The sequence below is a fragment of the Roseibium aestuarii genome (assembly GCF_008477545.1).
GTDB classification, from domain to species: domain Bacteria; phylum Pseudomonadota; class Alphaproteobacteria; order Rhizobiales; family Stappiaceae; genus Roseibium; species Roseibium aestuarii.
Genome location: NZ_VORA01000002.1, coordinates 684339 through 696654 on the forward strand (window position 1 = coordinate 684339; position 12316 = coordinate 696654).

General features: G+C 64.2%; 9 protein-coding genes. 8 read left to right on the plus strand and 1 reads right to left on the minus strand.

Annotated elements, in window-relative coordinates:
- Positions 1-60: 60 nt before the first annotated feature.
- The 6 genes from FR728_RS11660 (at position 61) to FR728_RS11685 (ending at position 10029) form a co-directional block, all read left to right on the plus strand.
- On the plus strand, positions 61-4761 hold the full coding sequence (locus tag FR728_RS11660; protein ID WP_149892822.1) for an autotransporter domain-containing protein: 4701 nt from the start codon (positions 61-63) through the stop codon (positions 4759-4761).
- A gap of 194 nt (positions 4762-4955) precedes the next feature.
- The gene (locus tag FR728_RS11665) at positions 4956-6080 is read left to right on the plus strand and encodes an extracellular solute-binding protein (protein ID WP_149892823.1); all 1125 of its coding nucleotides are present in this window, start codon (positions 4956-4958) and stop codon (positions 6078-6080) included.
- Between the two features lie 74 nt (positions 6081-6154).
- On the plus strand, positions 6155-7258 hold the full coding sequence (locus FR728_RS11670; protein ID WP_149892824.1) for an ABC transporter ATP-binding protein: 1104 nt from the start codon (positions 6155-6157) through the stop codon (positions 7256-7258).
- Between the two features lie 4 nt (positions 7259-7262).
- Positions 7263-8489, plus strand: a complete 1227-nt coding sequence (locus FR728_RS11675; RefSeq protein WP_149892825.1) for an ABC transporter permease — start codon at positions 7263-7265, stop codon at positions 8487-8489.
- Positions 8486-9328 (plus strand): ABC transporter permease, encoded by an 843-nt coding sequence (locus tag FR728_RS11680; protein WP_244304559.1) that lies wholly within the window; start codon positions 8486-8488, stop codon positions 9326-9328. Before FR728_RS11675 ends, FR728_RS11680 begins: the two co-directional genes overlap by 4 nt.
- Complete coding sequence (locus FR728_RS11685) at positions 9325-10029, plus strand: hypothetical protein (protein ID WP_149892826.1); 705 nt, start codon at positions 9325-9327, stop codon at positions 10027-10029. Before FR728_RS11680 ends, FR728_RS11685 begins: the two co-directional genes overlap by 4 nt.
- Before the next feature lie 20 nt (positions 10030-10049).
- On the opposite strand, the gene FR728_RS11690 is transcribed toward FR728_RS11685, so the two are convergent.
- Complete coding sequence (locus FR728_RS11690) at positions 10050-10655, minus strand: tetratricopeptide repeat protein (protein WP_149892827.1); 606 nt, start codon at positions 10653-10655, stop codon at positions 10050-10052.
- Between the two features lie 221 nt (positions 10656-10876).
- Between FR728_RS11690 and FR728_RS11695 the strand changes: the two genes are divergently transcribed.
- Positions 10877-11509, plus strand: coding sequence for a TetR/AcrR family transcriptional regulator (locus FR728_RS11695; RefSeq protein WP_244304561.1), 633 nt, complete (start codon positions 10877-10879; stop codon positions 11507-11509).
- Between the two features lie 4 nt (positions 11510-11513).
- Positions 11514-12281, plus strand: coding sequence for an enoyl-CoA hydratase/isomerase family protein (locus FR728_RS11700; RefSeq protein WP_149892829.1), 768 nt, complete (start codon positions 11514-11516; stop codon positions 12279-12281).
- Positions 12282-12316: the final 35 nt, after the last annotated feature.

Consider the following 12316-nt stretch of genomic DNA (forward strand, 5'->3'; position numbering starts at 1 on the left):
CCGTGCTGCGCGAGTGCCGCGGAAAATTTCAGACGAGTGTTTGGGGATCCAGGGCTGATCATGAAAAAGAAATTTTCATCCGAAGCAGTGAACGCGGGACGACGGGCTGCAGGCCGAAATGCGGGTCAGGAAAGAAGCGACACCCTCAAGCTCTTCTGCGCGGCGCTGATGACCACGACGGCGCTGGTTGCCATCGTCCCGCAACAGGCCCGGGCGGCGGACAAGATCGTCGACGGGGTCCAGGAAACGGTCAACTCGCCGCAAACCTTCGACAATGTGGTTGTCGGCGACACCTTGCCCAACTCCGAACTGGACATCGGCCTCGCCGGTGACCTGACGGTCAACAGTGACCTGACCGTCGGCAATCAGAACGGATCCAAGGGCACGCTCGTGATTTCAGGCGGTGGCGAAGCGAATTCCGTTTTCATCGGAAAAGACAGCGGTTCTGAAGGCACTGCGACGGTCTCCGGCTCGGGAGCCAACTTTGAGTCGGATACCCGCGTGGACGTCGGAAGGGCTGGCACAGGCTCGCTCATCGTTACGAACGGCGGCTCCGTCGACACGGGAAGTACCTTCTCGGTCGGGACGGCGAGCGGGGGCAGCGGCACGGTGACGATTTCGGGCGCCGGCTCAAAAGTCGTGAACAGTTTTGCCACCTATATCGGCAACATCGGGACGGGCACCCTGACCATCTCGAATGGCGGCGAACTCGATGGCTCGGATGTCGTCTTCTTCGGGTTCGGGACCGGCTCGCAGGGAACCGGCACCGTGACGGGAAGCGGTTCGAAGCTTTCCGGCCTGAACATCGCTGTCGGCCGGCAGGGCACCGGCACCTTGACCGTGAGCGTCGGCGGCGTGGTCGAGGCGACCACGGAGCTGACAATCGCAGGGTTCACCGGCTCCACCGGTACTCTCAACATCGGCGCGGCCGTAGGGGAAACCGCCGTGGCGGCTGGCAACGTTCAGGATGCGGGCGGGCTTCCGGCAAGCATCGCCTTCGGTTTGGGCACCGGAACGCTGGTGTTCAACCACACCGACGCTGCTCTGCTGTTCGATGCCGCGATCAGCGGCAGCGGCGATATCGATGTCTTTTCCGGAACGACCATCCTGTCGGGCACCAATGACATCGGCACCGGAACCATCACTGTCGAAGGCGGAACCCTCCAGATTGCCGGAACCACGACATCCACCGACGTTTATGTCGGCAAGGACACCGGCTCGAATGGCACGCTCACGATTTCCGGAAGCGGCTCGCAACTTACCGCCAACGACGACATCGTGGTGGGCGTGCGCGAGACCGGCGCCCTGTCGGTCGCAGACGGCGGATCCGCGACTGCCGGCGGCGATCTCATCATCGGCCAATACCTTGATGGCACCGGGACCGTGACCCTCTCCGGCTCCGGCTCGACCCTAACGACAGGAGACGACGCTTTCGTCGGACTGTCAGGTACGGGAACACTGACTGTCTCGGAGGGCGCGACCGCCACCATTGCAGACAAGGTCCTTCTCGGCGGCAACGCCGATGCCAATGGCACCGTCAACGTGACCGGAAACGGATCAGAGCTTACATCCGGCATCAGTTTCACCGTTGGCTTCAACGGTGAAGGCGCCCTGTCGGTCGCGAATGGCGGATCGGTGGCAGCCACAGGCGACCTCTTCATCGGCCTCTATTCCCAGGGCAGCGGAACGATCACCCTGTCCGGCAGTGAAACGACCCTGACCGCCGGAGGCGACGTTTTCATGGGAGCGGCCGGATCCGGGGCGCTGACGGTCTCCAACGGCGCGACCGCCACTTTCGCGGACGAGGTCCTTCTTGGCGGCAACGGCGGGTCCACGGGCACCGTGAGCGTGACCGGCAGCGGATCGAAGCTGACATCCGGCAACGACTTCACCGTTGGCCTCAACGGGACCGGCACCCTCTCGATCTCGAACGGCGGGGTCGTCGAGGGCGGAGGCCGCGTCTATGTGGGCACATCCACGGGCAGCTCCGGCACGGTGACGATTTCCGGCTCCGGCTCCACACTGAACGTCGGCAGTTACCTCTATCTGGCGTATGACGCCGGCTCAAGCGGGGTGCTGACCGTGTCCGGGTCCGGCGCACAGGTGACCTCGGACGCGCTCCTCCTGGGCCAGGGCGAGGCGACGCTCAACATTCTCGACGGCGGCGACATCGCCCTCACCGATCTGGCGGTGATCGGCGCCGGAAGCGCATCGGCGACCATTTCCGGCGCCGGTTCGTCACTCACAGTCGGAAGCAGCGGCGAGCTGCGCGTTGCGGACGCGGGCTCGGCGACACTGGATATCCTGGCCGGCGGCACGGCGTCCGGCGGCGACGTCCGCCTCGGTCGGCTCGCAGGCGCAAACGCCACGGTGACAGTTTCGGGCGCAGGCTCCAAGCTCACCGCGGGCGACGATACCGGCTTCAAGAAGATCATCGTCGGCGAGGCTGGCACCGGCACATTGACGCTGTTCAATGGGGGCACAGCCCAGGCTGGTGGCCGCATCTTTCTCGGCTATGAGGCGGGCAGCACAGGCACGGTTACTGTCTCCGGCACGGGGTCCAGGCTCGTTTCAGTGAACAGCGCTATCGTCGTCGGCGAAGATGGCAACGGAAGGCTCGACATCTCCAATGGGGGTGAAGCCAATGTCAAAAATGATGTCTATCTCGGTCGGTTCGCTGGCTCTGAGGGGACCGTGACGATCTCCGGCAGCGGCTCCAAGCTTTCGGCAGGCGTTAGTTTCTACGTCGGTCGCGTCGGCACCGGTACGCTGGAGATTTCCAATGGCGGCGAGGCCTTCGCTGTCAGAGACATTCATATCGGCGCCGTCGCGGGCTCCGAGGGCTCAGTCACAGTTTCGGGCGCAGGCTCCAAGCTCACTGCAGGCGACGAACTCGGCATCGTCAGTATTAAAGTCGGCGAGAGTGGCACCGGCACATTGACAGTGTCTGATGGGGGCACCGCACGGGCAAGAGACGGGTTCACCATCGCCCAGAATGCCGGATCGACCGGTTCGCTCAATATCGGCGCAGCCTCCGGAGCGAGTGCAGCAGCGGCGGGCAATATCACCGACAGCAATGGCGATGCGACGACGATCACTTTCGGCACGGGCACCGGCACACTGGTGTTCAACCACACCGACACGGACCTTGATTTCAACAGCGCGGTCTCGGGCACCGGCGCAATCCTGCATGAGGCGGGCCTCACCAGCCTGACCGGCGATTTCTCCTCCTTCTCCGGCACTGGAGAGGTCACCGGCGGCACGCTGTCGGTGGACACCGACTTCGGCGGGACCGTCGACGTGCGCAGCAGCGGCACACTGACCGGCTCCGGCACGGTGGGGGACATCGATTTCGCGGCGGGTTCGTTCTATCAGGCAACAATCGGCGGCAACGGCTTCCTCACCAGCACCGGCACGGCGACCATCGACGCAGGATCCCAGGTCAAGGTCGCCTTCGACGATCTCTCGGGTGTGGCGATCTGGCAGCCGATCGAGATCCTCTCCGCCGGCACTGTGACCGGGGAATTCGGCTCGACCAATCAGGACAGCTTCCTGTTCCTGAACTTCGATCTTTCCTACGACCCGACCTCGGTCTTCCTCACCCTGGAACGCAATGACGCGGCGTTCGACGATCTTGCCGAAACGCCAAACCAGGCGGCAGTCGCCAGGGCCGTGAATGCCCTGCCCAACGGCAATGACCTTTATGATGCCTTCGCCATCCAGACCGACGCAGGCGCAATCCCCGGCATCCTGGACCAGCTGTCCGGCGAAGCCCATGCCTCGGCCCAAGCCATCGTCTTCCAGGACAGCGCCACGTTCCGCAACATCATCAGCGGCCGGATCAACGGGGCCTTTGCCGCCTCGGGCCAAGGCCCCACATCGCAGATCGCCACAAATGGCCCCGGTGATGGGCTGCCGGAGTTCCTGACATCCGGGGAGCTCTGGGGCGAGGCTTACGGATCCTTCGGCCGCACGTTCGGCAATGCGAATGCAGCAGGCGTGACGCGCAATTCGGGCGGCCTTGTCGCGGGGCTGGAACGGGACGGCTTCTATGGCTTCAATGCCGGCCTGCTTGCCGGTTACGGCCGTACCGACGCCCGGGTGAAGGGCCGCAGCTCCGACGCCACGATCGACAGCTACACGATCGGCGCCTACGCCGGCCGCGCCTACGGCCCGCTGGAAGCACAGGCCGGAACGACCTTCAGCTGGAACGAGGTGTCTTCCTCCCGGTCGGTGGCGTTCCCCGGCTTCACGGACACCCTGACGGCAGACTACACGTCCCTGTCGTTCCAGGCCTTCGGCGAAGTCGGCTACGGTTTCGAAACACCAGTCGCGCGTCTCCGGCCCTTTGCCGGTCTTGCCGTGACCCATGTGACCACCGACGGCTTCACGGAGAAGGGCGGCGCAGCGGCGCTTCGCGTCGACGGCTCGTCGCAGACCCTGGGCGTGAGCATGCTCGGCATGCGGGCAAGGCGTCAGGTCGGGGCACTCGACAACGGTGCGATCGTGACCTTCACGGGAGCGCTGGCATGGCGGCACAGCTTCGGCGACCTCACCCCTTCGGTCACCTCGGCCTTTGTTGGCGGAAGCCAGTCCTTCACGGTGGCGGGAACGCCGATCGACCGGGATACGGCGCTGGTCGAAGCGGGCGTCACCCTCAGCGTCACGGAGCAACTGGATCTCTCCGCCGCCTACCGGGGCGAATTCGGTCAAGCCGCGACGGACAACAGCTTCAATGCCAGGTTCGGCTATCGCTTCTAGGTCGCCGGCCCGCCATTTCGCGTCCAACCTTCCCCTGATGAGGGCCGCCAGGATGGGCGCGCGTCAGCATTACTACTGATAGCCTCTCCTGGAGTGTCATGAAAGCTTTGCACAGCGTAAATAATAACAGGCCCGGCAGAGCCAAAAGCTTCGATTCCAGCTGATCTCGCCCCTTATTGTTTCAGGAGACCGTTATGATTTCGCGTCGCACACTATTGCAGGGTACCGCCGCCACCGGCGCCATTCTTTCTGCTCCCGTGGTTCTGAAGGCATCCGATGCCCTTGCGTCCTCCGGACAGGTCAACGTCTTCGCCTGGGGCGACTACATCCAGCAGAACCAGATCGACAAGTTCGAGAAGGACACGGGCATCAAGATCAACCTGTCGACCTACGGCTCGAACGACGAAGCCGAGCAGAAGCTCAAGGCTGCCGGCGGCAAGGGCTTCGACGTGATCTTCCCCTCCGTGACCAACGGCCCGAACTACTATCCGGACAACCTGCTGCAGCCGCTCGATGAAGCCAAGCTGCCGAACATGTCCAACCTGATCGCCTCGATGGTCAACGACAGCGTCAAGCTCGGCGGCACCTACCGCGGCAAGCGCATGCTGCTGCCGTTCAACTGGGGCACCGAAGCCATTACCTTCGACAGCTCGGTCTTCGCACTCTCCGACAGCGACGTGTCCTATGGCTCGCTGTTTGCCGCTGACGCCGTGGGCAAGTCGGCCTTCCGCCAGAAGTCCGTCATCATGGGTGTCGGCCTCTATCTGGACGCCACCGGCGAGATGAAGTCCAACCGCATGCTGGACGTCTACAAGAGCGAAGAAGACGCCCGCCGCGTGTGGGATGCCTGCGCCAAGTTCATCATCGGCAACAAGGACAAGATCGCGGCCTTCTGGAACAACGCCACCGAAGCCGAGAACGCCTTCACCCAGGCCGGTGCCGCCATCGGCCAGACCTGGGACACCACTGGCCTGCTGCTGAACCGTGGCGACGCCAAGTGGAAGTACCGCATGCCCAAGGAAGGCGGCATCACCTGGATGGACTCCGTCGGCATTCCCTCCGGCGCTGAAAACCTGGAACAGGGCTATGCCTTCATCAACGCCCTGATGACCCCGGAATTCGGCGGCCTGCTCTCGGCCAACACCGGCTACAACTCCGCCGTTGCCGGCGCTTCCGACTTCGCAGGCGACGACTACAAGAAGCAGTTTGCCGAGACCTACAACGCCGACAACCTCGCAAACCTCTGGTGGTGGCAGGCCGACACGCCCTGGTTCGCGCCGCTGCGCCAGGAATATGTCGACAAGATCACCAACAGCTGATCCGCTGACGGGAACCATCATGACCGGGGGCGGCTTTCTGTCCCCGGTCTTCCGCGTTTTTCGAGGGGCTGCCCATGATTGGCAAGGATGTCGAGCTTTCCGGCGTTTCCATGATCTACCCGAACGGCTTCACCGCCGTTCAGCCGACAGACCTGACGATCCGGGCGGGCGAATTCTTCTCCATTCTCGGCCCCTCCGGCTGCGGCAAGACGACGATCCTGCGGATGATCTCCGGCTTCCTCAACCCGTCGTCGGGTGCCATTGCGATCGGCGGCGAACCGATGATCGGCATCGGGCCCAACCATCGCCCCACCGCCCTGATCTTCCAGAGCCTTGCCCTCTTCCCGCTGATGAGCGTCTGTGAGAACGTGGCTTTCGGACTGGAAGCCCGCGGCGTGGCCAAGGCCGAACGGCGCCGCAAGGCAGAGGAACTGCTTGGCCTGGTGGCGCTCTCCGGTCAGGAAGACAAGAAACCGGGTGAGCTTTCCGGCGGCCAGCGCCAGCGCGTGGCCGTGGCCCGCGCCCTTGCCGTGGAGCCGGCGGTGCTGCTTCTTGACGAACCGCTGTCCGCCCTGGACCTGAAGCTGCGCCAGCACATGCGCGCCGAGCTGAAGGCAATCCAGCGCAAGACCCAGGTGACCTTCATCTACATCACCCATGATCAAGGGGAAGCCCTTGCCATGTCCGACCGGGTGGCCGTGATGAACGAGGGCCGTATCGATCAGGTCGCCACCGCCGATGCGCTCTACAACAATCCGGAAACGCCCTTTGCCGCGACCTTCGTGGGCGAGCAGAACGTCTTTTCGGGCAAGGTGGTCCGTTCCGAAAATGGCGAGGCCCAGGTGGAAACGCCACACGGCCCCATGGTCGGGATCAACCTTCACCGGCTGAACGTGGGCGACGAAGCCCTCGTCATGGTGCGCCCCGAGCGTATCGGCATCGTCGATCGCGGCGGTGCTCCGGCCGCGTCCAACCAGCTTCAGGCCCAGCTTGATCGCAGGGATCTCGAGGGCGCGCTGATCAACCTCTATCTGCGCTCCGGCAGCCAGGGCATTCACGTCAACCTGCACAATCGCGGCGAGGAAATGCTCGCGCTGGCCGACACGATGACCCTGGCGTTCCGGCATCAGGACGCCGTCGTCATGCGCCCCGGCTCCATGGCCCGCGACAAGGCATAGGCCCATGGAAACCCTCGTCAGAACCTACGGACGCGGATTGACGGCCCTGTTCATCGGGCTTGTCGGCTTCTGGATCCTGCTGATGATCATCGTGCCGCAGATCCGCATGATCGAGCGCGCCTTCACCTACGAGGACCGGGCCGGCGAGACGGCAACTCTCGCTCTCGCGATCGACCGGGCCTATACGGAGAAATTCCAGCTCGAGCAGGAGCTGAGCGGGCTTGAACGCGCAGGCCCCGCCGTCGGCCAGATGCCGTCAGCCCCCTCGCCTTTCGCGCCTTCCATGACGATGCCTTCCGCAACACCGGTCGCTCCGGCCATCCCGTCCCTTCCCACGCCGGGCATGGTGCCGTCGGCTTCTGCTCCCTCTGCCCTGAGCGACGAGGATCGCACGGCCCGCGCGGAGGAGCTGCGCGACCAGATCGCGACGCTCGACAAGGAGATCGCAGAGCTTGAAGCAAAGGAGGACACGTCCTCCGGTGAAGCGGGGATGAAGGAGCGGATTTCGCTCGAGAACTTCACCAGCATGAGCGGCCTTCACCTCAAGATCTTCGCGATGACCCTGCTCTACGCGCTGACGGTGACGATCTGCACCTTCCTCATCAGCTATCCCGTCGCCTATGCGGCGGCAATGGCGGAAACCAGAGGGAAACTGACGCTGATCCTGATCGGTCTGGTCATTCCCTATGCCAGCAACGAGCTGCTGCGGATCTTTTCCTGGGTGATGATCCTGGAGAAGAATGGCGTTCTGAACAGCCTGCTCGACAGCCTCGGCCTGATCGACCTTGCCGCCGGAGAAGGCTTCCGCTTTGTCGCCTCGAATGGCGCGGTCTTCTCCGTCATGGTCTATGCCTACATGCTGTTCATGGTCTTCCCCATGTACAACACCATCGACACCCTGGACAAAGCCCAGATCGAAGCCGCCCGCGACCTCGGCGGCTCGATCTGGAAGATCCATACGCGCATCGTCATCCCCCATGCCAAGCCGGGCATCGCGGTGGGCTCGATCATCACCTTCATGCTTTCGGCCGGCACCATCGCCGCACCCGAGATCGTCGGGCGAGGGCTTCATCCGGACTGGTTCTCCCAGCTGATCTACCGGCGTTTCTTCGAAGCGGATTCCTGGAACCAGGGCTCGGCCTACTCACTGGCCCTGCTCGCAGCCTGCATCCTGTTCATTCTGATCAACATGGCCATCTTCAAGGTGAGCGTAAGGGATATCGCGAAATGACCGCGGCGACTGACATGCCGGGCGTCGTGTCCGGAACCATCCGCCGGCGCAAGACCGGCCCGGACTGGTCGGGCGCCTTGCTGAACGGCTACCTGCTCCTGTTCTTTGTCTACATGTTCCTGCCGCTGATCTTCGTGGTCATCGCCGCCTTCAATGCGGCCCCGACGCCCTCCGCCACCGACTGGCAGGGCTTCACCTTGCGATGGTTCATGGAACTGCCCCAGGACACGCGCTTCATCCAGGGGCTCTGGCACAGCCTGATCATCGCAAGCGGCGTGATCTGCCTGTCGATCCCGCTGGGCCTGTCGGGTGCCTTCCTTCTGACCCGGCTGCAGTCCAGCGCGGGCACAATTCTCTACACGATCCTCGTGTCACCGATCCTCGTGCCGGGCATCGTTCTGGGCGTCACGACCATGATCTTCTGGCGCGACTATTTCGGGCTCCAGGCCGGGTTGCTGACCACGGTCTTCGCCCACACGTCCTTTATCGCCAGCTACTGCATGCTCATGTTCATGGCCCGGCTCCAGCGTCAGGACCCCTCGCTCGAAGAGGCCGGGCTTGATCTGGGCGCGACCCCGCTCTTCGTGTTCCGGCGGGTGACCCTGCCCTTCCTCATGCCGACGATCCTGACAGCGAGCGGCCTCGCCTTTCTTCAGTCTTTCGAGAATTACAACACGACGTTCTTCGCCATCGGCAGTTCCTGGACGCTGGTGACGGAAATCGGCAGCCGCATGCGCTTCGGCCTGTCGCCGATGATCAACGCCATCGGCGTGATCTTCATCGCGCTCACCGTCATCATTGCGGTGACCCACACCCTCATGGCAAGAAAGCGGGCATGAAGATCCGCCTGAGCTGCCTGCCCGGTTACGAAACTCTGGTTCCCAAGCCCCGGCTCGCCGCAGGCACCCTGCCGGACTGGGTCAAGACCATGCCGGCAAAGACCGAGAGCGCGGTCCTGGCCGGCGCCGAAGTGCGCACGGTCAAGCAATGCCCGCCCTTCCTCGATGCCATGCAGGCCGGAATTCTGTTCCCTCTGGCCGCGGACCTGACCGTCGAGAACGGTGAGCTCTCCTGGGACTGGGATCTGCCCGCGCATCCGCAGGGCCGAACCTCCCGTTCGCCCATCGGCGTGCATGTGCCCGAACAGGGACGCGGCGTTCCGGGCGTGGAAGACGGGCAGTTTCTCGTGAAGTTCAACAGCTTCTGGACCCTGGAGCTGCCCGAAGGCTGGTGGATGCTGTTCTCCCATCCGGCCAACCGGGGCGAGCTGCCGTTCCGCACCCTAACCGGGCTGGTCGATGCGGACCAATGGCGCGACGGGCTGGTGCATTTCCCCGCGATCTGGACCGATCCGCAGTTCAGCGGAACCCTTGCAGCCGGAACCCCGGTTGCCCAGGGCTGGCCGGTGCCCCGCGAGGCGCTGGAGCTGGAGTTCGGACCGATGGACGAGGCGGCCCTGACCCGCCACACGCAAGTGCAGGATGCCCTGCAGGACGAGCCCGGGCTTTACCGCAAGAGCTACCGCGCCAAAAGAAGCTGATCAGGCCGAGGCCGATCGCCTCAAAGTCGCGCGGCCGAGAGCGCGATCCGGCCCCGCGCGCCCTGGGTCAGGATCTTGAGCCGCAGGGCTGCGGCCTCGGGTGTCGAGGGCAGATCGGCAAGCAGGGCCTTCGCCGCCGCCAGATGCCCCGTGTCGCGCAGGGCACTCGCGAGCGCCGCAGCGGTCGCAAGACCCGGAGCCCCAGCATGGGCGGCCCGCAGAGGCTCCAGGGCGTCCCCTGGCCGGTCGAGACGCAGAAGACATTGGCCGAGGTTCAACCGCGCATCCGTGTCGTCGGGGACCTGAGAGAGATAGGCCTCGAACAGTTTCGCGGCCTCGGCGAGATCCCCCGCATCCATCAGGGCAGACGCCAGCTCGAACCGGGCATTCGCATGGTCGGGAGCTGCCTTGAGCGCTTCCCGCAGGGTGGCGATGCGCTCCGGCCCACGCCCAAGCTCCTTCAACACCAGCGCCTTGTTGTAGACGACGCCGGCATGACCCGGCAGCGCCGCAACCAGACTGTCAGCGGCCTCAAGCGCATGGGTCCAGTCCTGCCGCGCAACCGCCTCGGAAAAGCGGGCCGCAAGCTGGGCGAGCTGATGTTGTGAAATAGCGGTCTTGGTCATTTGGACTGAGGATACCAGGCGGGTGTGTTGCCTGGATGATAGGCTGGAGCACCCGCCGAGGGCAAAGCCAAAGTAGCGTGCCAGCCAGTGCCCTGCTTCCCCCCCTTGCCTCACTCCCTGCCCCAGCCCGGCCCTTCGGCGCCTGGGAGAGACGCTTGCTTTCCGACCTGAAATATGAATAGTGATTCATGTCTCATGTATCAGGCTCTCGGGAGGGGCATTTGGCAAAGCCGGCACGCAAGACCGGAGGCACTGCGAACGCCTCGGAAGACACCTCACAGCCCAAGACGGCCCGGGGGGAAGCGACCCGCAAGGCCATTCTGACGGCAGCCGAACGGGTGATCGGCGCGCGTGGTTTCAACGACGCCTCCATCGGCCACATCACCAGCGAAGCCGGTGTCGCCCAAGGCACATTCTACATCTACTTCAAGAGCAAGGACGAGGTGTTTCACGAGCTTGTCCTCGAAATGGGCCGGCTCGTGCGCCGCGAACTCAGCCAGGCGACCCGTGATATCCCCAACCGGCTCGATGCCGAAAAGGCCGGCCTGACGGCCTTCCTCGAATTCGTGCGCGCCCATCCGGATCTCTACCGGATCGTTCAGGAAGCGCTTTTCGTCGATCAGGACGCCTATAACGCCTATTATCAGGCCTTCTCCGAGGGCTATCGCAAGGGCTTGGAGGCCGCAGTGGAGGCGGGCCACATTCGCCCGGGTGATGCCGACACCCGCGCCTGGGCCCTGATGGGCATCTCGCGCTCCCTCGGCGAGCGCCTCGTGATATGGGGCGACACCACGCCGATCGACGAGATCGTGGCGACCGTCCACGACATGATCGCCAACGGACTGAAGCCCTGACGCCATGAACGCGCTCGCCAATCTCTTGGTGGACGAGGGCATTGCCCGCATCCGCCTGAACCGGCCGGAACGGCACAATGCCCTGACCCCTGCCCTGCTGGACGACCTGATGAACTGCCTCGTCTGCGCCGAAGCTCACGTGCCGGACGTGCTCGTGCTTTCCGCCGAAGGCAAGAGCTTTTCCACCGGCGGGGACATTGCGGGCTTTCTGGCCGAGGCGGACGACCCGGAACGCCTTGCCGCCTATTCGGAGCGGATCGTCGGCGCCCTGCACGATGTCATTCTGAAGATGCTCGCCTTTCCCGCCCCCATGCTCTGCGCCGTCAACGGACCGGTCACCGGTGGAGCGCTCGGACTGGTGCTCGCGGCAGACATGGTCGCCATGAGCGAGACGGCTTTCCTGCAGCCCTATTATGGCGTTGTCGGCTTCGGGCCGGACGGCGGCTGGACGGCCCTGCTACCGGAGCGCATCGGCACGGCGAAAGCCCTCGAGCTGCAATATCTGAACACCCGGCTCACCGCCGCAGAGGCCAGAGACCTAGGCCTTGCCGCCGCCGTGCTGCCGCGCGACGGGCTCGACCGCCAGATCGACGCCTGGACCGACACGATCGCGACGCAGAACCCGAATACGCTGAAAACCACCCGTGCAAGTGTCTGGGACGATGCGCGTATTGCCAAGGTCCGCCAGCGGCTGGACCAGGAGAGGGAGCGCTTTCTGGAGCGGGTGATCGCAGCCGACACGCACGAGGGAATGACGCGTTTCAGGACATGACAGAGCCCGCAAGGGCCGCCAATCCGATGTTTGTG

Coding starts and splice junctions, on each gene's coding strand:
- FR728_RS11685 (WP_149892826.1), top strand. CDS start 9,325: ATGAAGATCCGCCTGAGCTGCCTGCCCGGTTACGAAACTCTGGTTCCC.
- FR728_RS11665 (WP_149892823.1), top strand. CDS start 4,956: ATGATTTCGCGTCGCACACTATTGCAGGGTACCGCCGCCACCGGCGCC.
- FR728_RS11680 (WP_244304559.1), top strand. CDS start 8,486: ATGACCGCGGCGACTGACATGCCGGGCGTCGTGTCCGGAACCATCCGC.
- FR728_RS11700 (WP_149892829.1), top strand. CDS start 11,514: ATGAACGCGCTCGCCAATCTCTTGGTGGACGAGGGCATTGCCCGCATC.
- FR728_RS11670 (WP_149892824.1), top strand. CDS start 6,155: ATGATTGGCAAGGATGTCGAGCTTTCCGGCGTTTCCATGATCTACCCG.
- FR728_RS11660 (WP_149892822.1), top strand. CDS start 61: ATGAAAAAGAAATTTTCATCCGAAGCAGTGAACGCGGGACGACGGGCT.
- FR728_RS11675 (WP_149892825.1), top strand. CDS start 7,263: ATGGAAACCCTCGTCAGAACCTACGGACGCGGATTGACGGCCCTGTTC.
- FR728_RS11690 (WP_149892827.1), bottom strand. CDS start 10,655: ATGACCAAGACCGCTATTTCACAACATCAGCTCGCCCAGCTTGCGGCC.